Source organism: Gordonia sp. 852002-51296_SCH5728562-b (assembly GCF_001665475.1).
Lineage (GTDB): Bacteria > Actinomycetota > Actinomycetes > Mycobacteriales > Mycobacteriaceae > Gordonia > Gordonia sputi.
Genome location: NZ_LZMI01000116.1, coordinates 24,217 through 44,879, shown reverse-complemented (window position 1 = coordinate 44,879; position 20,663 = coordinate 24,217). Strand labels below are relative to the sequence as shown.

At 66.2% G+C, this 20,663-nt stretch carries 20 protein-coding genes and 1 tRNA gene; 13 read left to right on the top strand and 8 right to left on the bottom strand.

Annotation, left to right across the window (positions count from 1 at the left end):
* Positions 1–22: 22 nt before the first annotated feature.
* From glgB to A5766_RS19940, 5 genes are all read right to left on the bottom strand, one after another.
* Positions 23–2,227: a 1,4-alpha-glucan branching protein GlgB gene (gene glgB / locus A5766_RS19960; RefSeq protein WP_005201714.1), complete on the bottom strand. Its 2,205-nt coding sequence runs from the start codon at positions 2,225–2,227 to the stop codon at positions 23–25.
* A 7-nt stretch (positions 2,228–2,234) separates the two neighbouring features.
* On the bottom strand, positions 2,235–4,235 hold the full coding sequence (locus tag A5766_RS19955) for a maltotransferase domain-containing protein (protein ID WP_005201712.1): 2,001 nt from the start codon (positions 4,233–4,235) through the stop codon (positions 2,235–2,237).
* A 137-nt stretch (positions 4,236–4,372) separates the two neighbouring features.
* Positions 4,373–6,463 carry an ATP-dependent DNA helicase gene (locus A5766_RS19950; RefSeq protein WP_064906129.1) on the bottom strand — a complete coding sequence of 697 codons (2,091 nt, stop codon included), beginning with the start codon at positions 6,461–6,463 and terminating at the stop codon, positions 4,373–4,375.
* Between the two features lie 80 nt (positions 6,464–6,543).
* On the bottom strand, positions 6,544–7,155 hold the full coding sequence (locus A5766_RS19945; RefSeq protein ID WP_005207830.1) for an isochorismatase family protein: 612 nt from the start codon (positions 7,153–7,155) through the stop codon (positions 6,544–6,546).
* Positions 7,156–7,296: 141 nt separating this feature from the next.
* Positions 7,297–8,601 (bottom strand): nicotinate phosphoribosyltransferase, encoded by a 1,305-nt coding sequence (locus A5766_RS19940; RefSeq protein WP_005207829.1) that lies wholly within the window; start codon positions 8,599–8,601, stop codon positions 7,297–7,299.
* Positions 8,602–8,621: 20 nt separating this feature from the next.
* On the opposite strand from A5766_RS19940, the gene clpS reads away from it, so the two are divergent.
* The 11 genes from clpS to rdgB all read left to right on the top strand — a co-directional run bounded on the left by clpS (position 8,622) and on the right by rdgB (position 16,387).
* On the top strand, positions 8,622–8,963 hold the full coding sequence (gene clpS / locus A5766_RS19935; protein ID WP_039856542.1) for an ATP-dependent Clp protease adapter ClpS: 342 nt from the start codon (positions 8,622–8,624) through the stop codon (positions 8,961–8,963).
* A gap of 19 nt (positions 8,964–8,982) precedes the next feature.
* Complete coding sequence (gene aosR, locus A5766_RS19930; RefSeq protein WP_005207827.1) at positions 8,983–9,558, top strand: oxidative stress transcriptional regulator AosR; 576 nt, start codon at positions 8,983–8,985, stop codon at positions 9,556–9,558.
* Complete coding sequence (locus A5766_RS19925) at positions 9,558–10,682, top strand: P1 family peptidase (RefSeq protein WP_005207826.1); 1,125 nt, start codon at positions 9,558–9,560, stop codon at positions 10,680–10,682. The genes aosR and A5766_RS19925 overlap by 1 nt, the downstream gene beginning before the upstream one ends.
* A gap of 91 nt (positions 10,683–10,773) precedes the next feature.
* Complete coding sequence (locus tag A5766_RS19920) at positions 10,774–11,181, top strand: Mov34/MPN/PAD-1 family protein (RefSeq protein ID WP_005207825.1); 408 nt, start codon at positions 10,774–10,776, stop codon at positions 11,179–11,181.
* Positions 11,182–11,188: 7 nt separating this feature from the next.
* Positions 11,189–11,497: a MoaD/ThiS family protein gene (locus A5766_RS19915; protein WP_005207824.1), complete on the top strand. Its 309-nt coding sequence runs from the start codon at positions 11,189–11,191 to the stop codon at positions 11,495–11,497.
* 7 nt (positions 11,498–11,504) lie between these two features.
* Positions 11,505–12,476, top strand: coding sequence for a PLP-dependent cysteine synthase family protein (locus A5766_RS19910; RefSeq protein ID WP_005207823.1), 972 nt, complete (start codon positions 11,505–11,507; stop codon positions 12,474–12,476).
* 195 nt (positions 12,477–12,671) lie between these two features.
* Complete coding sequence (locus A5766_RS19905; protein ID WP_005207822.1) at positions 12,672–13,319, top strand: rhomboid family intramembrane serine protease; 648 nt, start codon at positions 12,672–12,674, stop codon at positions 13,317–13,319.
* A complete protein-coding gene (murI, locus tag A5766_RS19900; RefSeq protein WP_039856561.1) occupies positions 13,316–14,125 on the top strand; it encodes a glutamate racemase in 810 nt (269 codons plus the stop codon). The genes A5766_RS19905 and murI overlap by 4 nt, the downstream gene beginning before the upstream one ends.
* A 104-nt stretch (positions 14,126–14,229) precedes the next feature.
* Complete coding sequence (locus A5766_RS19895; RefSeq protein ID WP_064906127.1) at positions 14,230–14,997, top strand: cyclic nucleotide-degrading phosphodiesterase; 768 nt, start codon at positions 14,230–14,232, stop codon at positions 14,995–14,997.
* A gap of 18 nt (positions 14,998–15,015) precedes the next feature.
* Positions 15,016–15,771 carry a ribonuclease PH gene (gene rph / locus A5766_RS19890; protein ID WP_005207819.1) on the top strand — a complete coding sequence of 252 codons (756 nt, stop codon included), beginning with the start codon at positions 15,016–15,018 and terminating at the stop codon, positions 15,769–15,771.
* A gap of 4 nt (positions 15,772–15,775) precedes the next feature.
* On the top strand, positions 15,776–16,387 hold the full coding sequence (gene rdgB, locus A5766_RS19885; protein ID WP_005207818.1) for an RdgB/HAM1 family non-canonical purine NTP pyrophosphatase: 612 nt from the start codon (positions 15,776–15,778) through the stop codon (positions 16,385–16,387).
* A gap of 47 nt (positions 16,388–16,434) precedes the next feature.
* Here the strand turns inward: rdgB and A5766_RS19880 are convergent, their stop codons facing one another.
* From A5766_RS19880 to A5766_RS19870, 3 genes are read right to left on the bottom strand one after another with little or no spacing between them, the layout of a single operon-like run.
* A complete protein-coding gene (locus A5766_RS19880) occupies positions 16,435–17,547 on the bottom strand; it encodes a glycosyltransferase (RefSeq protein WP_005207817.1) in 1,113 nt (370 codons plus the stop codon).
* A gap of 45 nt (positions 17,548–17,592) precedes the next feature.
* Positions 17,593–17,964, bottom strand: coding sequence for a DUF3817 domain-containing protein (locus tag A5766_RS19875; protein ID WP_005207816.1), 372 nt, complete (start codon positions 17,962–17,964; stop codon positions 17,593–17,595).
* The gene (locus A5766_RS19870; RefSeq protein WP_039856559.1) at positions 17,961–18,431 is read right to left on the bottom strand and encodes a glucitol operon activator; all 471 of its coding nucleotides are present in this window, start codon (positions 18,429–18,431) and stop codon (positions 17,961–17,963) included. Before A5766_RS19870 ends, A5766_RS19875 begins: the two co-directional genes overlap by 4 nt.
* A gap of 60 nt (positions 18,432–18,491) precedes the next feature.
* Here A5766_RS19870 and A5766_RS19865 point away from each other — a divergent pair.
* Together A5766_RS19865 and A5766_RS19860 are read left to right on the top strand one after the other, a co-directional pair.
* Positions 18,492–18,576 (top strand) — tRNA-Leu (locus A5766_RS19865).
* Between the two features lie 209 nt (positions 18,577–18,785).
* Entirely contained in the window at positions 18,786–20,624 is a 1,839-nt protein-coding gene (locus tag A5766_RS19860) for a GmrSD restriction endonuclease domain-containing protein (RefSeq protein WP_005207814.1), read from the top strand.
* The last annotated feature ends 39 nt before the right edge of the window (positions 20,625–20,663 follow it).

The window sequence follows — 20,663 nt, the reverse complement described above, 5'->3', positions numbered from 1 at the left end:
GTTGTGGCGCACAGACCCGGCACTAGGCCGGTGCGAGCCAGATCGCCGAGTTGGCAGGAATCGTGACCGACGCCGAGACCGGCCTCCCGTGCCAGCCCTCGCCGTCGGCCTGCACCGCACCCAGATTGCCCTTACCCGCGCCGCTGTACGCGGCGGCGTCGGTGTTGAGGATCTCGGTCCAGGTACCGGCGCGGGGAAGTCCCACTCGGTAGTCGCTGCGGTCTGCACCGGAGAAATTGAACAGGCACGCCACCACCGAGCCGTCGGAACCCCATCGCAGGAAGCTGATGACGTTGTTCGCGGTGTCGTTCGCGTCGATCCACTCGTAGCCCTGGGGCTCGGTGTCTTGCGTGAACAGGGCGGGACGCTCGCGGTAGACGCGATTGAGATCGGTGGTCAGCGCCGAGATCCCCTGGTGCAGTTCGCCTTCCCAGCCTTGTAGCTGATACCAGTCCAAGCTGCGGTTGTCGGCCCACTCGGCGGTCTGACCGAACTCCTGGCCCATGAACAGCAGTTGCTTTCCGGGGTGCGACCACTGGTACGCGAGGAACACCCGCACGCCTGCGGCTTTCGTCCAGGAGTCGCCGGGCATCCGGCTCCACAGCGTGCCCTTGCCGTGCACCACCTCGTCGTGTGAGAGCGGGAGCACGAAGTTCTCACTCCACGCGTACATCAGCGAGAACGTGATCTCGTGGTGATGGAAGCTGCGGTGGATCTGGTCGCGCCCCAGATAGCCCAGCGTGTCGTGCATCCAGCCCATGTTCCATTTGAGGCTGAAACCCAGTCCGCCGAGGTCGGTCATGCGTGTCACGCCGGGCCAGGCCGTCGACTCCTCGGCGACGGTCACCGCACCGGGGAAGAGCTTGTGGACCGTCGCGTTGGTCTCCTGCAGGAACTGCACGGCTTCGAGATTCTCTCTGCCGCCGTAGATGTTCGGCCGCCAGCCGCCCGCCGGCCGCGAGTAATCGAGGTAGAGCATCGATGCCACCGCGTCGACGCGCAGTCCGTCGACGTGGAATTCGTCGATCCAATAGAGTGCGTTGGCGACAAGGAAGTTGCGCACTTCGCGTCGACCGAAGTCGAAAACGTATGTGCCCCAGTCGAGCTGCTCGCCCCGCATCGGGTCGGCGTTCTCGTAGAGTGGTGTGCCGTCGAAGCGGGCCAGCGCCCATTCGTCCTTGGGGAAGTGTGCGGGGACCCAGTCGATGAGCACCGAGATTCCCAACGAATGCAGATGGTCGACGAGGTACCGGAAGTCGTCGGGTTTGCCGAAGCGGGCTGTCGGCGCGTAGTACGACGTGACCTGATATCCCCACGAGCCACCGAACGGGTGTTCCGCGACGGGCAGGAACTCGACGTGGGTGAAGCCCTTCTCGATCACGTAGGAGCCGAGTTGCTCAGCGAGTTCGCGATAGTCGAGCCCCTTGCGCCATGAACCCAGATGCACCTCGTACACGCTCATCGGTTCACGTGTCGGCTCGCTCTCGATCCGACGGTCGATCCAGTCGTCGTCGGACCAGACGAAGTCCGAATGCGTGACCACCGACGCGGTGGCGGGCGGAACCTCCGTGCGCCTGGCCATCGGGTCGGCCTTGTCGTGGAGGGTGCCGTCGGCGCCGTGGATGCGAAACTTGTACAGCGTGCCCTCGCCGACGTCGGGGATGAACAACTCCCACACGCCCGATGGCCCCATTGACCGCATGGGCGTCGACCGTCCGCTCCAGCCGTCGAAATCACCGATCACGACGACGCCGTGCGCGTTGGGTGCCCACACCGAGAACGTCGTGCCGGGCACGTCGCCGTCTGGCGTGGTGTAGACGACGGTGTGCGCGCCGAGAACCTTCCAGAGCTCCTCGTGCCTGCCCTCGGAGAACAGATGCAGATCGAGCTCACCGATGCTCGGGAGGAACCGATAACCGTCGGCAACGACGAATTCTGTTGTGCCGCCGTGCCCGTCGGGGTAGACGACTCGATAGCGGTAGTCGATGAGGTCGGTGATCGGCACGGTGACGACGAACAGGTCATCGGTCTGATGGTGCATCGGATAGTCGACGCCGCCGATCACCGCCGATACCGAGATCGCATTGGGACGCAGTGTCCGCAGGATCGTGTTACCCCCGGGGGCGTCGTGGGCGCCGAGGAACGAGTGCGGGTCGGGATGCGTCGTCGCCATCAGACGTCGGAGGTCGTGGTCGGAAGCGAAGGGATCGGGCTGCGTGCTGGTCACGGTGTGCTCACTGGATTCGGTAGGAGAGTCGGCGGGCGGCGTCGGGACTCAGGGGTGGAAGGGCGACGATGTGTGCGACGGCGCGCCACGGTTCGAGTCGTACGTAATTCGCCTGGCCCCAACCGAATTCCTCACCGGAGACCTCATCTGTGCCGACGAAGCGCTCCTGCCAGTCGAATCCGAGTGCGGGCATGTCGAGCCACAGCGTCGACTCCTCGGCACCGAACGGATTGATGTTGACCACCACGACGACACGATCACCTGACACCGGGTCGAGCTTGGAGTAGGCGATCAGTGCCGGGTTGTCGAGGTGGTGAAAGGTGATGTCGCGCAACTGCTGCAGGGCCGGATGGCGTCGGCGGATCGCATTGAGTGAGGTGATCCATGGTTCGAGTGACTCGCCACGGCTCGCGGCTCCCTTGTAGTCGCGTGGGCGGAGTTCGTACTTCTCGGAGTTGAGGTACTCCTCGCTGCCCTCGCGCACGGGCAGGTGCTCGTACAGCTCATAGCCGCTGTAGACACCCCAGGTCGGCGACAAGGTGGCGGCCAGTGCCGCGCGTAGCGCGAACATGCCCGGTCCGCCGTGCTGCAGGCTCTCGTGCAAGATGTCGGGGGTATTGACGAAGAGGTTGGGGCGCGACTCGTCGGCGTGCGCGGCGATCTCGCGGCCGAACTCCTCGAGTTCCCACTTCGCGGTCTTCCAGGTGAAGTAGGTGTAGGACTGTGTGAAACCAAGGCGTGCAAGGCCATAGAGTAGTGCAGGTCTGGTGAATGCCTCGGCGAGGAACAGCACGTCGGGGTCGCGCTTTTTGACCTCGGTGATCAGCCACTCCCAGAAGTTCGGTGGCTTGGTGTGCGGGTTGTCGACGCGAAAGATCTTGACGCCCAACTTGTTCCACGCGAGCACCACTTCGAGTACCGCGCGGTAGATGCCGTTGCGATCGTTGTCGAAGTTCAGTGGGTAGATGTCCTGGTACTTCTTCGGCGGATTCTCGGCATAGGCGATCGTGCCGTCCGGCAGGGTGGTGAACCAGTCGGGATGCTCGGTCGCCCACGGATGGTCGGGGGCGGTCTGCAGGGCCAGATCGAGCGCGACCTCCATGCCGAGTTCGCTTGCGCGAGAGAGGAAATACTCGAAATCCTCCTGCGAGCCGAGCTGTGGGTGGATCGCGTCGTGACCACCCTGCGCCGACCCGATCGCCCACGGCGACCCGACGTCGTTCGGTGCCGCGACCAACGTGTTGTTGGGCCCCTTGCGATTGACCTCGCCGATCGGGTGGATCGGTGGCAGGTAGACCACATCGAATCCCATGTCGGCGATGCGCGAGAGATCTTGAGCTGCGGTCAGGAACGTGCCGTGCACGGGGTTGCCGTCGTTGTCCCAGCCGCCCGTCGATCGCGGGAACATCTCGTACCACGATCCGTAGAGCGCGCGGCGTCGGTCGGTCCAGATCCGCAGATTACGACTCTTGGTCACGAGTTCACGCACGGGATGTGCGTCGAGAAGGTCGACGACCTCGTCGGACAACGCGATTCCCACGCGATTCTCGACGCGTCTGCGCCTCGAGCGAAGTGAGTCGACGGCGTCGAGCAACAACTGGCGGTCGGTACCGTCGACCTGTTGCGCCGCTTCGCCGAGAATCCGCGCACCGGTCTCGAGGTCGTTGGCGAGATCCTCCGCGCCCTGACCGGCGTCGATCTTCTTGGTGACCGCCGACCGCCACGTCGCGTACGGATCACTCCACGCCTCGATGCGGAAGGTCCAGTAGCCGACGGCGTCGGGAACGATGGCCGCGTTGAAGGCATCGGGTTCCGTCGCGGGCGACATGCGGACGTCGAACGAGGTGCGGTAGGGCGTTTCGACGTGCAGGGTGACCCCGAGCGCGTCGTGTCCCTCTCGCCACGCGGTCGCGCTGATCGGGATCAATTCTCCGACAACGCATTTGGCAGGGTATTGCCCTGCGGAGACCAATGGTTGGATGTCGTCGATGCCCATCCGGCCGATCACTTCGGCCCCCTCTCGTCAGCGGCCACGCGCAGGGCCGGGAGTCCTCATCGATCCCACAGTGTTGCGTTCACTCTAGTGGCGTTGAGTTCAACACTAGTGACGTCGCCGGGTCGTGATGCCGAATCCGGGCGTCAGACTCACCGTAGCGGTACGGCGGCCAGTCTGCCGAGTGCCGCGCGGACCACGTCGGGGTCGGTCGTGCGCCAGAACGGCGGCATGGATGCGAGGAGATAACCGCCGTATCCGGCCGTCGCCAGACGCGAATCGAGGACGGCGACCACGCCGCGATCGTCGACCGACCGCAGGAGTCGCCCGGCGCCCTGCGCCAGCAGCAATGCAGCGTGATTGGCTGCGACCGACAGGAATCCGTTTCCTCCCCGCGAGGTGACTGCGCGCTGGCGGGCACCGAGTAGGGGATCGTCGGGGCGCGGGAAGGGAATGCGGTCGATGATCACCAGCGACAACGACGGGCCGGGGACGTCGACGCCCTGCCACAGCGACAGCGTGCCGAACAGGCAGGTCCTCGGGTCGTCGGCGAAGCGTGCGACGAGCGCCGCGGTGGTGTCGTCGCCCTGGCACAGGATGGGGAGGTCGCTGCGCGCGCGGAGCGCCTCGCTGGCCTCGCGGGCGGCGCGCATCGACGAGAACAGCCCGAGCGTGCGACCAACCGCGGCCTCGGTGAGCGCGGCGAGCTCGTCGAGTGTTGCGGGGGCGATGGAGTCTCGTCCAGGTCGGGGGAGATGACGTGCGACGTAGAGGATCGCCGAGCGTGGGTAGTCGAACGGTGAGCCGGCGTCGAGGCCCGTCCACCGCATCGGCGAACCGTCGGAGGGCGCAGCGCTGCCCGTTGCGGTGACGTCGCGTGCGGGTGTGTCGTTGCGGGCGTCGCCGCCGAGCGCGATGTCGTCGGCGGCCGGGGTGTCGGTGCCGCGGCCCGCTGCGGGCAGCCCCCATGTGGCGGCGAGAGCGTCGAAGGAGCCGCCGATGGTCAGTGTCGCGGAGGTCAGGATGACGGTCGACTCGGTGAACAGCGTCGCGCGCAGCAGTCCGCCGACCGACAGCGGTGCGATGTGCAGCACGGTGCGCGTCGACGATTCGGATCGGCCGGTGCGTTCTTCTGCCACCCAGACGACGTCGCGTCGTTTCGCCGGGTCGGGTTCGTCGAAGGCGCCGAGCACGCGGACCGCGGTGTCGTGGAGTTCTTCCAAGGAGGTCAGCGCAGCCGACCGTGCCGCGCCCTGGCCGTCGTCGGCGCCTCCCGGTCCGCGCGCGGGACCGATGGCCGAACGCGCCAGCCACAACCGATCTCGTAGCGTCGCCAGAACCAGCGCGGCATCCGCGGGCATGGCGGTCCACTCGCGCTTGGGGGCGTCGTCGAGCATGTCGCCGAGTTGCTCGCCCGCGCCGATCAGCGCGTCGACGGTTTCCTCGTCGATGAGCTTGCCGCAGCGTCGGGCGGCCACCGTGATCGAGGCGGCCGAGAGGTCGGACGTCGACACCGAAGTGATGCGGTCGACGAGGTCGTGCGCCTCATCGACGATCACCACATGGTGGTCGGGCAGTACGTTGGCCGGACTCATCGCGTCGATCGCCAACAGCGCGTGATTGGTCACCACGACGTCGACCTGCCCGGACTTGCGTCGTGCCCGTTCGGCGAAGCAATCCTCGGCATACGAGCAGTTCGACGCCCCGAGACACTCGCGCGAGGTGACGCTGACCTGCCGCCACGATCGGTCGGTGACGCCGGGGGAGAGGTCGTCGCGGTCGCCCGTGTCGGTGTCGGACACCCACTCGCGCAGGCGCGTGACCTCCCGGCCGGTGCGTGAGAGTTCGAACGCGTCGAACAGCTCGGTATCCGGCTCTTCGACGGTCCCGGCGTGAATCTTGTTCAGGCACAAGTAGTTTCCGCGACCCTTGAGGATCGCGAACGTCGGCTCGCGGCCGAGCGCACCCTTCAGGGCTTTGGAGAGGCGGGGCAGGTCGCGCTCGACCAGTTGGCGCTGCAGTGCGATGGTCGCCGTGGAGACCACCACCGTGTCGCCGGATTCGACGGCGTGCCGGATGGCAGGCACGAGATAGGCCAACGACTTTCCCGTGCCCGTACCCGCCTGCACTGCGAGGTGCTGACCGGTGTCGATGGCGTTGGCGACGGCGGAGGCCATGCGGACCTGCCCGTCGCGGCGTTTGCCCGACAGCGCGGTCACGGCGGTGTCGAGGAGGGCGGTCACCGGCGGGAGCCCGGTCGCCCGCGAGGTAGTTGGCCCCGAGGCGTCCGGCTTGGCGGCATTCGCTACAGATAGGTCGGTCACTAGGAAGCGGCCTGTCCGCCGTAGACCAAGTCGCCCACGAGCGTGACGCCTGCGTCGCGCAAGCTCGTCAGCGCGGCGTTGGCGGTCGGTTCGGAGACTGCCGCAGTGAAGCTCAACAGGACGCGGGTGTCGAAACCCTCGTTCGCGGCGTCGATCGCGGTGGCGCGTACGCAGTGATCGGTGGCGATGCCGACCACGTCGACGCTGCGCACGTCATGGGCGCGGAGCCAGTCCGTGAGTGTGGTGCCGTCGTCCGAGGCGCCCTCGAATCCGGAGTACGCCGCGCTATACGCACCCTTGGAGAACACCTCCTGGACCGCGGAGGTATCGAACTCGGGCGAGAACGCGACGCCGTCCGTCCCGACCCTGCAGTGTGGCGGCCAGGTGTCGACGAAGTCGGGATTGTCGGAGAAATGCGCGCCCGGATCGATGTGGTAATCACGCGTCGCCACGACGATGCCGTAGTCGTCTGTCAATGACTTCAGCGACCGCGCGACCGCGGTGCCGCCGTTCACGCCGAGCGCGCCACCCTCACAGAAGTCGTTCTGGACGTCGACGACGATGAGCGCTTGGGCTGGGCTGACGTCGTCATCGAAGTGTGGGCTGGACATTCCGATCTCCTCGGGTCGTGGCGTGGCTGCTGTGTGATCGGTTGTGTGTGCTCGTGTACTCAGATGCGTGAGTAGTCGGGTTGCTCGGTATACCGGTTCGATGCTTGGACGTCGGCGGGTGGGGATCGGTTCCCTGTGCTGTCAGCCGAGTTGGAAACGCGTCGGTACGGCGGGATCTCCGTGCGAGAGTCCGAGTCCCTCCCACGGCAGGCTGACCAGACCTTCGGCGAGGAACGCGCGCGCGTCGTCGAGCGTCGGAAGGTCGTCGACGCGCCGCCCACCGCGAACCAGCGGGATCTGCAACGGTCGGACGACGTGTCCCGGAACGTCGGGTGTCGGTGTTCCGGCGCGGTAGAGGATCTCCTCGACGATGGTCCCGGTCGGCCGCGCGACCCGCACGGCGTTCTTCGCGCCGCCCTTCGACTCCTTGTGGCTGGCGCGTTTGGCGACGGGGATGCCGTCGACCTCGACCAGCTTGTAGACCATGCCGGCCGTCGGGGCGCCGCTGCCGGTGACCAACGACGTGCCGACGCCGTAGGTGTCGACCGGCTCGGCGCGCAGTGACGCGATCGCATATTCGTCGAGATCGCCGGAGACGACGATCTTGGTGTTCGGGGCGCCCAGCTCGTCGAGTTGCTCGCGGACCTGCCGTGCCAACACGCCGAGATCGCCGGAATCGATACGGACTGCACCGAGCTCGGGACCTGCCACCTCGACGGCGTTGCGCACGCCCTGGGTGATGTCGAAGGTGTCGACGAGAAGCGTGGTGCCGACACCGAGTGTCTCGATCTGCGCGGCGAACGCCGCCTTCTCGTTGGGGCCCTCGGGATCGGTGAACGCGAGGGTGAACGAATGCGCCGCGGTTCCCGCGCTCGGCACGCCGTAGGTACGTGCCGCCTCGAGGTTCGACGTTGCCGCGACACCCGCGAGGTAGGCGGCCCGTGCGCTCGCCACAGCTGCCCATTCGTGCGTGCGACGCGATCCCATCTCGATGATCGGGCGCCTGCTCGCTGCGCTGACCATGCGCGCGGCTGCGGAGGCAATGGCGCTGTCGTGGTTGAGGATCGACAAGATCAGCGTCTCGAGCACCACCGCCTCGGCGAAGGTTCCGCGCACCGTCAGGATCGGCGAGTTCGGGAAGTACAGCTCGCCCTCGCGATATCCGTCGATGTCGCCGGTGAACTCGTAGTTCCGCAGCCACTCGACGGTCTCGTCGTCGAGGAAGCGTTCGACGACGGCGATCTCGTCGTCGCCGAAGCGGAACTGCGTCAGCGCGTCGAGGATACGAGCGGTGCCCGCGACGACCCCATACCGGCGGCCGTCGGGGAGACGGCGCGCGAACACCTCGAACACACACTGCCGGTGTGCGATCGGGTGCCGCAGCGCGGCGGAGACCATGGTGAGCTCGTACTGGTCGGTGAGCAGGGCGGTGTTGCGGATGGTCACGATCCCTTACCCTAGTTTGTATGGCGCCTGACGATATTCGTGCGCATGAGGCTACCCCCGGAAGTGGCGGCGGTAGCGGTGGCACGGCCGTGGCCGACCCGGCCGTTGCCGATGCCGCGTCGGCGTTCGACCGTCCCTGGGTGACCATCGTCTGGGACGATCCGGTCAATCTGATGCGCTACGTGACCTTCGTCTTCCAGAAGGTCTTCGGATACTCCGAATCCAAGGCGAACCAGCTCATGATGCAGGTGCACACCGAGGGCAAAGCCGTGGTGTCGTCGGGCGACCGCGACAAGATGGAATCCGACGTGACGAAACTGCACGCCGCGGGTCTGTGGGCGACGATGCAGCGCGACAGCTAGCAGCGGGCGGGACATACGAGTGCGCGTTTTCAAACGCAAGGGCCGAGGACGCTCGGTGCGGTACACGACGTCGTTGGAGTCTCACGAGTCCGAGCTCCTCGCGTCGATGGTGGCGTCGATGTCGGAGCTGCTCACCGAACGTGAGGCGAGCGCGCCGCGCGACGACCTCGCCGAGCTGACCGGCATCCGGACCGGACACTCGAGTGCCCCGACGGATGCGACCCTCGGCCGTCTGCTGCCCGACTTTCATCGTCCCGACCAGGACACCGAACTCACCGCGGACGCCGTGAACGGGCGGCTCAACGCGGCACTGCGCAGCGTCAACGAACCCAAGATCATCGACGCCAAGCTCGCGGCGTCGACGACGATGCTCGCGACTCTCCCCGACGGCGGCGGCGATGTCTCGCTGACCGAGGAGGAGGCGATGTGCTGGCTGACCGCGCTCAACGACGTCCGCCTCGCGCTGGGCGCGACGCTCGGGATCTCCGAGGACACCCCCGACCGGCTCCCGCCCGACCATCCGCATGCTGCTCACCTCGACGTCTATCACTGGCTGACAGTCATCCAGGAGCTGCTCGTCGAGGCGATGATGTGATGACCGGCTGGGCTCCCGCCGGTGATCGGATCACCGATGTGGCAGGCATCGCCGTCGGTCATCACCACCTCGTCGATGCCGACGCCACACTCGGCCTCGGCGGACCCGACGATCCGCCCGGCACGGGGTGGGCGACAGGTACGACCGTCGTGGTCGTCAGCACGCCGGAGGGAGCGACGCATGCCCCGACCGCGGCTGTCGACGTGCGTGGTGGCGGACCGGGGACTCGCGAGACAGACCTGCTCGATCCGTCGAACACCGTGACCACGGTGCACGCGATAGTCCTTACGGGCGGCAGCGCCTACGGACTCGCCGCCGCGGACGGGGTGATGGCCGGGCTCGAGGAGTCGGGTCGTGGCTTACCGATGAACGCCCAGGGCGGCGTGGTCCCGATTGTTCCGGCGGCCGTCATCTTCGACCTCCCGATGGGCGGGTGGACCAACCGTCCGGACGCGGGCTTCGGACACGCGGCGCTGCAGGCTGCGGGCGCCGAGGTCGCTCAGGGCAGTGTCGGCGGCGGGGCCGGAGCTCGGGCGGGCGGACTGAAAGGTGGAGTGGGTACGGCGTCGTCGCGCATCGAGACCGGCGCGGCGTCGGGCATCACCGTCGGCGCGTTGATCGTCGCCAACCCGGTGGGCTCGGTGATCGATCCGACTACCGGATTGCCTTGGGGTGCAACAGAACACGACCTCGCGTATTACGGACTCGCCCGCCCGGACAGCTCGGATGCCGCGCGATTGGCCGAGGTCGCTGCCAAACAGACCGTGCTCAACACGACGATCGGCGTGGTGGCGACCGACGCCGAACTCGACGCCGCGTCGGTACGTCGAATCGCGATGTCGGCGCACGACGGGCTCGCCCGCGCCATCCACCCCGTGCACTCGCCGCTCGACGGCGACACCATCTTCGCGGTTGCGACCGGAGCACAGCCGACCGAGCCCGCGGCGTTCGTGCCGTCGGGGATGAACCCCGACGTCGCTGTCCTCGCCGAGATCTGCCGCGTCGCCGTGACGGTCACCCAACGCGCGATCGTCAACGCGGTGCTGGCCGCCGATTCGGTGGCGGGCGTGCCCTCCTACGCCGACCTCGCGCCGTCGGCGATCACGACCACCGGCATCGCGTAGCTGCCGGAGTCGTCACCGGGGTCTCGGAATAGCGGCGTCGAGGGGCACGTTGTTCGTCAGGACGTTTATCCGTTCACTTCGAGGAGAGCGAGTGCTGCAGATCAGCCAGGAGTTGGTCGACGAGATGGTCGCGCATGCGCGCGCCGATCATCCGGACGAGGCGTGCGGGGTGATCGCAGGCGCGGAGGGCTCCGACCGTCCCGTCCGGTTCATCCCGATGGTCAACGCCGAGCGGTCGCCGACGTTCTACCGCTTCGATTCGACGGAGCAACTGAAGGTCTGGCGGGAGATGGATCGCAACGACGAGGAGCCGATCGTCATCTATCACTCCCACACCGCCACAGAGGCATACCCGAGCCGCACCGACGTCTCCTATGCCAGCGAACCCCAGGCGCATTACGTCCTCGTGTCCACGCGCGACGCCGACGACACCGAGATCCGGAGTTACCGCATCATCGACGGTGATGTCACCGAAGAACCCATCGAGATCAGGAGCTGAATCAACCATGACGGTCACCGTGTCCATCCCGACCATCCTGCGTACGCACACCGGCGGCGAGAAGCGGGTCGAGGGTTCCGGCTCGACGCTGTCGGAGCTCATCGACAATCTCGAGACTGCCAACCCCGGCCTCAAGGAACGCCTAGTTGCCACGGATGGTGCGGCCGCGGGCAAGCTGCACCGCTTCGTCAACATCTACGTCAACGACGAGGACGTGCGCTTCTCCGGCGGTCTCGCGACCACGATCGACGACGGCGACGAGGTCACCATCCTGCCCGCGGTCGCCGGCGGCGCACTGCCAGCGCTCGGACGATAGGGATTTCGTGGCGCGCTACACGTCGCTGATCTCATCCGTCGGGAACACGCCCCTGATCGGACTGCAACGCCTCTCACCGAGGTGGGACGACACCGACGACGGTCCGCACGTGCGGCTCTGGGCCAAGCTCGAAGATCGCAACCCCACCGGCTCGACCAAAGACCGGCCGGCGCTGCGCATGATCGAGCAAGCCGAAGCCGACGGCCTGCTGCAGCCGGGGTCGACGATCCTCGAACCCACGAGCGGCAACACCGGTATCTCGCTTGCCATGGCCGCGAAGCTCAAGGGCTACCACTTGATTTGCGTGATGCCCGAGAACACCTCGGACGAACGTCGATCACTGCTGCGCATGTACGGCGCCGAGGTGATTTCGTCACCAGCCGCGGGCGGCTCGAATACCGCCGTCCGTATAGCCAAGGAACTCGCAGCGGAGCACCCCGATTGGGTGATGCTCTACCAGTACGGCAATGAGGCCAACTGGCGCGCGCACTACGAGGGCACCGGCCCGGAACTGTTCGCCGATCTTCCCGAGATCACCCACTTCGTCGCGGGTCTCGGCACCACCGGAACGTTGATGGGCGTCGGACGGTATCTGCGCGAACGCGACCCCGACATCGAGATCGTCGCGGCCGAACCGCGATACGGCGACGAGGTGTACGGCCTGCGCAACATCGACGAGGGTTTTGTGCCCGAGCTGTATGACGAATCGGTGCTGACCCGCCGATACTCCGTTCAGGGCGTCGACGCCGTCGCGCGGGTCCGCGAACTCATCGACCTCGAGGGCATTTTCGCCGGAGTGTCGACGGGCGCGATCCTGCAGGCCGCCCGCGGCATCGGCCGCAAGGCGCTCAAGGAGGGTCGACGCGCCGACATCGGATTGGTCGTGCCCGACGCGGGGTGGAAGTATCTGTCCACCGGGGCCTACGACGGTAGCCTTGAGGATGCCGAGCAGGCACTCGAGGGACAGCTCTGGGCTTAGCCGCCTCCGCTGGTCGAGCTTGTCGAGACCACTGCTGGTCGAGCCCAACCCGCTGGTCGAGCCCAACCCGCTGGTCGAGCTTATCGAGACCACCACTGGTCGAGCTACCCTCGCTGGTCGAGCCTGTCGAGACCACCGCTGGTCGAGCTGAACCCGCTGGTCGAGCTTGTCGAGACCACCCGACGAAGGAACGAGATGACACCGAGCACCACCCCCACGCGCGGCGCGCGGCCGCTGTGGGCGCGGTCGGCGATCGTGATGGCGTTCATCGTCGCGGTGCTCGTGATCGTCGAGGCGATCGACGCCGCAACTCACTACGACCTTGATCGCGCCGGCATCGAACCACGCCAGATCGACGGACTCGACGGCATCCTGTGGGCGCCGTTCCTGCACGCCGATTGGCAGCACCTGTTCGCCAATCTGATCCCGCTCGTCGTGCTGGGATTCATTCTGCTGCTGAGCAAACGCTTCCTCATCGTCACCGCAATCGTCTGGATCGTGTCGGGCATCGGTGTCTGGTTGTTCGCGCCGTCGTACAGCGTCACGGTCGGGGCGTCGGGCATCATCTTCGGTTGGCTGACATACCTGCTCGTACGCGGACTCTTCAACCGCGACCTCACGCAGATCGCGATCGGAGTCATCCTCTTTCTCGTATACGGATCGGTGCTGTGGGGCGTGTTCCCCGGCACCTTCGGGGTCTCGTGGCAGGGACATCTGTTCGGCGCCATCGGCGGTGTACTCGCCGCGTGGTTCCTCGCCGACCGGGATCGTCGCCGACGCCCGACGGCCTCATCGGGTCCTGTATCTCCGTATGGTCCGACAACACCGGGGGTGCGGTCATAGTCACCAACACACGCACCGACGCGCCTATCGGCATCTTCGATTCCGGCGTCGGTGGGCTGACCGTTGCCCGCGCGATCATCGACCAACTGCCCGACGAGGACATCGTCTACATCGGCGACACCGCGAACGGACCCTACGGTCCGCTGACCATTCCGGAGATCCGACGACACGCCCTCGCGATCGGAGACGACCTCGCCGAGCGCGGGGTCAAGGCAATCGTGATCGCCTGCAACACCGCGTCCGCGGCCTGCCTGCGCGATGCCCGCGAGCGCTACGCGCCGATCCCGGTGATCGAGGTGGTGCTGCCAGCGGTCCGTCGAGCCGTCGTCGCGACGAAGACCGGGCGCATCGGCGTGATCGGCACGGAGGCGACGATCTCCTCGCGCGCGTATCAGGACTCGTTCGCCGCCGCCCGCGACGCCCAGATCACCGCGGTCGCATGTCCGCGATTCGTCGATTTCGTCGAACGCGGCATCACCAGCGGTAGGCAGATCCTTGGTCTCGCGCAGGGATATCTCGAGCCGCTGCAGGAGGCCGACGTCGACACGGTTGTGCTCGGATGCACCCACTATCCGTTGCTGTCGGGCGTGATCCAGTTGGCGATGGGCGACGAGGTGACGCTCGTGTCCAGCGCCGAGGAGACCGCCAAGGATCTGTTCCGTGTGCTCACCGAATCCGATCTGCTCCACCCGCACACCGGCCGCGAGGCGGTGCGCCACTTCCAGGCGACCGGCGACCCCGAGATGTTCGCAAAGCTGTCGAGTCGCTTCCTCGGACCTGTTGTCCGACCGGTGGATCCGGTCTGACGTGCGGAGTGTCGCCGACGTCGGATCGGTCACACGTCCGAGTCGGCGTGTCTTGTGACCGATAAGTGGTCTGCCCGCCATGTGCGCGTGGCAATGTAGGTCGTATGCGTCTGACTGTCCTGGGCTGTTCGGGCAGTGTCGGTGGCCCCGGTGCGGCCTGCTCGGGCTACCTGCTGACCGTTCCCGGCCATCGACCCGTGCTCGTCGATTGCGGCCCCGGGGTGATGGGGGAACTGCAGCGGATCGTCGACCCGAATGACGTCGACGTCGTGCTGAGCCATCTGCATGCCGATCACTGCGTCGACCTGCCCGCAATGCTGGTGTGGCGTCGCTACGCGCCGACGCCTGCGACCGGACTGGCGTCGCTGTACGGGCCGACGGGTACCGCGCTGCGGATCGGGGCGGCGTCGAGCGAGTTCGGCGGTCAGATCGACGACATCAGCGATACGTTCGACGTCCACGAGTGGTCGGACAACATCGAGATCACGTTGGGCGGCATCATGATCGAACCCTTCCGCGTCGACCATCCGCCCGCCACGTTCGGACTGCGATTCACCGGTCCGGAGGGGCAGGTCATCGCCTACAGCGGCGACTCGGGTCCGTGCGACGCGGTGATCGATCTCGCCGCGGATGCCGACATCTTCTTGTGTGAGGCGTCGTGGACGCACGCACCGTCGGAGCGCCCTCCGCACCTGCACATGTCGGGCATCGAGGCGGGGGAGATGGCGACCAAGGCCGACGCGAAATCGCTCGCGATCACCCATGTCGCACCGTGGTCGGATGCCGAGGCGATCCTCGCCGAGGCGCGCAGCACCTTCTCGGGGCCGGTCGGCCTCGTGCGTCAGGGCCAGGTGTTCGACCTACCCGGGTGATCTCCTACAGTTGAGTTCGTGACCACACGAGCTGACGGCAGGGCCGACGACGAACTCCGTCCCATCACCATCACCCGCGGATTCACGTCGAATCCCGCTGGGTCGGTGCTGATCGAGTTCGGTCAGACACGGGTGATGTGCACCGCGAGTGTCACCGAGGGTGTTCCGCCCTGGCGCCGCGGGTCCGGGCTCGGTTGGCTGACCGCCGAGTACTCGATGCTTCCCGCCGCGACCCACGAGCGTTCACGCCGCGAGTCGGTCAAGGGCAAGATCGGGGGACGTACCCACGAGATCAGTCGACTGATCGGACGTTCGCTGCGCGCGTGCATCGACCTGAGCGCGCTCGGCGAGAACACCGTCGCCCTCGACTGCGACGTCCTGCAGGCCGACGGCGGCACGCGCACCGCGTCGATCACCGGCGCCTACGTCGCACTCGCCGACGCGGTGACGTGGCTCAAAGCTGCTGGGCGACTGTCGGATCCGCAGCCGCTCTCGTGCATGATCGCCGCCGTCAGCGTCGGCGTCGTCGATGGACGAGTGCGATTGGATCTCCCGTATGAGGAGGATTCGCGCGCCGAGGTCGACATGAACGTCGTCGCCACCGATGCCGGAACCCTCGTCGAGGTGCAGGGCACGGGCGAGGGCGCGACCTTCCCGCGTGCCACCCTCGACAAGCTGCTCGACATGGCTGAGATCGGGACGGACAAGCTGTTCGTGGCACAGCGCGAGGCGCTCGCGCTCCCGTATCCCGGCACCCTGCCAGAGCCGGCCTGACTCGATGTCGCAGGTACTCCTCGCGAGTCGCAACCGTAAGAAGCTAGCCGAGCTTCAGCGGGTCGTCGACGCCGCAGGCCTCACGGGCCTCGAGGTGATCGGGCTCGACGCCGTGCCCGAGTACCCCGAAGAACCCGAGACGGGCGCGACGTTCGAGGACAACGCGTTGATCAAGGCCAGAGCGGGCGCGCGGGCAACCGGGTTGCCTTGTCTCGCAGATGATTCGGGAATCGAGATCGACGCACTCAACGGGATGCCCGGCGTGCTTTCGGCTCGATGGAGTGGCGTACACGGCGACGACGCGGCCAACAACGCGCTGGTGCTGGCGCAACTCTCGGACACACCCGATGACAGACGCGGCGCGGCATTCGTGTCGGCGTGTGCCTTGGTGTCGCCGTCGGGCGACGAGACCGTCGTGCGCGGCGAGTGGCGCGGCGTGTTCGCGCGAGAACCGCAGGGCTCCAACGGCTTCGGCTACGATCCGCTCTTCATTCCCGACGACGCGGTAGCTGCCGGACGCTCTGCCGCCGAGCTGGCTCCGGCGGAGAAGGACGCACTGAGTCATCGCGGAAAAGCCTTGGCGCAGTTGGTTCCTGCGCTGCGCGCCCTGGCCTGAGGGTCGACGGCGCGCAACGGACCGGGCGTCGCGGCAAGGGGCTACCGTCAGCCTGCGCTGCCGCTGTGGACCGCGAGCATCCGTGAGACCGAATCGGGCCACGTGAACTGCGCAGCTCGCGCGCGAGCGGCCCCTTCACGTTCGGAACGCGGTATCGACAGAACACGCTCGACGGCGTGTGCGAACCCTGTCCCCGAATTGTCGGCGAGTGCGCCGCACGACTCGTCGACCATCCCCGCGACGGCGGACGACCGCGATCCGACGACCGGCGTCCCCGACGCGAGCGATTCCAACGCCGACAGACAGAATGTCTCATGCGGGCCGGGAGCAAACGAGACGTCGGTGCTGGCCAACAGCGCGGCGACCTCGCGCCGGTCACGCAGGTGGCCGAGGAAAGTGACGGGTAGGCCCCTGGCGGCGTGCTGCAGGGCGCCGCGCATGGGCCCGTCTCCCGCGATGACCAGATGCACGGGTAGCCCCGCGCGATGGAGTTTGGCAGCGGCCGCGATGGAGCGGTCCGCACGCTTCTCCATCGACAGTCGGCCGCAGTGGCCCAGCAGCGTCGTCGATCCGTCGGTCCAGCGGGCACTCAGTGTGGGGTCGAGGTGGTGTGGCGCGAACTGCTCCAGGTCGACGCCGAGCGGTGCGCGGACCACGTTGCTGGCTCCGATACGTTCGAACTCAGCGGCGGCGAACCCGGTGGTGCACACCACGGAGTCATACGAGTTGGCGGTCGCGGCGTTTGCCCGATCGGCCAATGCCCGTGCGGTCCGGGCCGGCATCGCCATGGCGAGCAGCCTGTCGAGCCGCTCGTGCGACACCATCGCCGACGGGATGTCGCGGCGTCGAGCCCAGTCACCGAAGCCGCGCAGCGTCAGCCGGTCCGACACCTCGAGCGCGTCGGGGCGAATCGAAGCAAGGACGTCGGCGACGCGTCGAGCAGATGCCAGGCGGTAGCCGCCGGAGAACGGGATGCCCGGCGCGCGCACCGAGATTTTCACTACTCCCGACGGCATCAGGTCTTCCCGGGATTCGCTTCCCGGTACGACGAGCGTCACGTCATGTCCGGCGGCGACGTAGCCGGCACCCCAGCGGTCGACGGCCGTGCGCAGTCCTCCGGAGCGCTCACCGTAGAAGTTGGCCAACTGGACGATGCGCACCCCGCCAGTCAGCCGCGCTCGCGTGAACGCAGAGCTGCGCGTGCCTTAGGTCAGGTTGAACTGCGCCTTTACTTCCTTCGACCGGATGTGCTCGACATAGAAGGAGAGAAAGGGGATGGTGCCCGCGATGGCGGTCACGATGATCTTGCCGACCGACCAGCGCACCTTGATGCCGAGGTCGATCGCGCAGACGAGGTAGATGAAGTAGATCCAGCCGTGTACCGGCGGGACGAAGTCCAACACGTGATTGCCGAAGCCATAACGCAGGATCAGCTCGGCGACCAACAGCAGCAGCCAGATACCGGTGATCCACGCGAGCACGCGATAGCGAGTCAGTGCGCTCTTCACCTTCGCGACGGGCGTGGCGGTCTGTGTGGACCGGGCGGTTTCGGTGCTCTGTGGGGTCTCGCTGCTCACCTGTGGTGTTCCTCCGTCTGTGTGGACTCGCGGGTCGTCGCGGGCGTGGTGACCGGGTGCGCCTCGGTGCGCTCTCGGTCTGTGGCGGCGAGCTCGGCGAGGTACCGGTTGTAGTCGGTGAGTGTGGAATCGTCGCGCGCGGGATTCGCGGCGAACGACGACGCGCTCGGGGTGGTTGCCCGCTCGGGAAGTATGCCGTCGGGGATCTCCGTCACGCCCTTCGGCTTGAGCTTCTCGACCTCCTCCGGATCCGCTTCGAGCACGACGAACCGGCGGTATGCCCAAACGAACGCGACGGCGAACGCCGGCCATTGGAGCGCGTAACCCAGGTTCTGACCGGTGCCGCCCGACGACTCGAAACGATCCCACTGCCACCACGCCATGCCGAGGCACACGACAGCGGCGAGCGCCACCAGCACCAACAGTGCCGGGCGGTGCCTGCGAGCACCACGACGCGTAGTAGACATACCCTTGACGGTACCTGGCCTGGGTGTATCGCCGCGCGACCGGTACTGTTGACCGCGCACGCGCGAGTGGCGGAATTGGCAGACGCGCTGGATTTAGGTTCCAGTGTCTACGGACGTGGGGGTTCAAGTCCCCCCTCGCGCACCAGCTGGGTCGTTGAACGCTTGAGCGCTTCAAGCCACGGACGTGCACACCCTCCACGTTCGAGCCTCTGTGTCAGTTCTGCCCAATACCATCGCGGCGGAGATCAGTCATCGAGTAGTAGTTGGACGATCTGGTGACGTGTCCTTGGTCTGGCGTAGACCGTGAGCTCGGCACAACGTGATCCGACTTCACAACGAGTGGGAGGCATTCTGATGGGATTCCAGACGCCGCTGTATGAGCTCAGTGAGTTTCTGAAGTGGGCGGAGTCGGGGAAGATTCAGCTGCCCGATTTTCAACGGGGTTACAAGTGGGAGGACGAACGAATTCGGCAGCTGCTGGTGACCGTGCTTCGTGGTCACCCGTTGGGTGTGGTGATGCTTCTCAATACCGGCAACGACCAGATTCGCTTCAAGCCCCGCCCGATCGAGGGAACCGACGTGCCGATCGGTACGCACGCAGAGTCGTTGTTGTTGGACGGACAGCAGCGGTTGACCTCACTGACGCAAGCGCTGACCGGCGATGGCGTGGTGCACACCATGGACAGCCGGGGCAAACGCATGGATCGCCGCTACTTCATCGACATGCACGTCGCCGTCCTGGGTGAGGATCGTATCGACGAGGCGGTGTTGTCGCTGCCCGGTGACGGAATCGAGCGGACGAATTTTGGCAAAGACATCGTCCGCGACGCGTCGACACCTGAAAAACAGCAGGCGGCCGGGTTGTTTCCGGTGAGTTTGGTTTTCGGGGACGCTATGTCGTGGCTGTTCGAGCTGAAGGATCTCGAGCTTGCGAAGGCGTTCAACAACAACATCATCAAACCAGCCGGCGCGTACAACATCCCGGCGATCGAGCTCGACAAGGACACCAGTAAAGGGGCAGTGGCGACGGTCTTCGAGCGGGTCAACGTCGGCGGGCTCCCGCTCAATGTGTTCGAGTTGTTGACCGCCACCTTTGCGGGCGACCCCGACTACTACCGAACTCACGGCACAGATTTCCGCCTGAACGACGACTGGAAGGAGACGCAGGCGAAGTTCGCCGGGTATCCCGTGCTCGCCGGCTTGGAGAACACCGACTTTCTGCAGGCCGTTACCCTGCTCACAACCCGCAAACGCAATCTCGCTTACACCGGTCCGAGGCCGCCCGCAGTGTCCGCGAAGCGCGAAGACGTCCTGAAACTCTCGCTCGACGACTACCTGGAATGGGTCGGTCCGCTCCGCGAAGCATTCATCTGGGCGTCGGACTTCATGGCGGACCGGCACGTCTTCGACACCAGATTCTTGCCATATCCCAAGCAACTGGTACCGCTCGCTGCTATTCGAGTGGCGATGGGCCACGACGCCGACCTCCTCGGTCCCCGTGAGAAGTTGGTTCGCTGGTTTTGGTGTGGGATTCTCGGAGAGCTCTACGGTGGCGCCAGCGAAACGCGGTTCGTGCGCGACCTCGAACAAGTACCGGATTGGGCGCGGGGCGACTCGACTGCTCCGGTGCCCAATACCGTCAATGACGCCACGTTCGTGGAGTCGCGCCTCCACTCCCTTCGGACTCGAAATGCGGCCGCTTACAAAGGTATCTACGCCCTCCTGCTGGGCAACTCGGCGCGAGACTGGATGGAAGACAAAGCTCTCGACAAGGTGCAGTACGCAAACTTGGCGGTCGACATTCACCACATCTTCCCGAAGAAGTGGTGTGAAAATCACAAGATCGACGACGAACGTCGCGAGAGCATCGTGAACAAGACTGCGATCTCCGCCGTAACCAATCGCACAATTGGTGGCGCCGCACCCTCGGTCTATCTCGCGCAGATTGAGAAGAAGGCGCAGATCGACCCGTCGAAGCTGAATGCACTGGTGGAGGCCCACCTGGTTCCAGCTGGATCGTTGCGCGCCGACGACTTCACTTCCTACTTCACAGAGCGTCGGCGCCGATTGTGTGACCTTGTGGAGAATGCGATGGGCAAGGCCGTGCCGCGCGATGTAGATCACGGAGCGTCGGAGGATTCAACGCAGTTCGAGATTTCCGAAATCGAAGAGTTGCCGGATGAATCGGAGTAGCTTGCTGTTCTCGCGCGGTCGGGTCAGATCAAGATGCAA

Coding starts and splice junctions, on each gene's coding strand:
- A5766_RS19945 (WP_005207830.1), bottom strand. CDS start 7,155: ATGTCCAGCCCACACTTCGATGACGACGTCAGCCCAGCCCAAGCGCTC.
- clpS (WP_039856542.1), top strand. CDS start 8,622: ATGGCGCCTGACGATATTCGTGCGCATGAGGCTACCCCCGGAAGTGGC.
- A5766_RS19925 (WP_005207826.1), top strand. CDS start 9,558: ATGACCGGCTGGGCTCCCGCCGGTGATCGGATCACCGATGTGGCAGGC.
- A5766_RS19915 (WP_005207824.1), top strand. CDS start 11,189: ATGACGGTCACCGTGTCCATCCCGACCATCCTGCGTACGCACACCGGC.
- A5766_RS19905 (WP_005207822.1), top strand. CDS start 12,672: ATGACACCGAGCACCACCCCCACGCGCGGCGCGCGGCCGCTGTGGGCG.
- A5766_RS19895 (WP_064906127.1), top strand. CDS start 14,230: ATGCGTCTGACTGTCCTGGGCTGTTCGGGCAGTGTCGGTGGCCCCGGT.
- rdgB (WP_005207818.1), top strand. CDS start 15,776: ATGTCGCAGGTACTCCTCGCGAGTCGCAACCGTAAGAAGCTAGCCGAG.
- A5766_RS19870 (WP_039856559.1), bottom strand. CDS start 18,431: ATGTCTACTACGCGTCGTGGTGCTCGCAGGCACCGCCCGGCACTGTTG.
- A5766_RS19860 (WP_005207814.1), top strand. CDS start 18,786: ATGGGATTCCAGACGCCGCTGTATGAGCTCAGTGAGTTTCTGAAGTGG.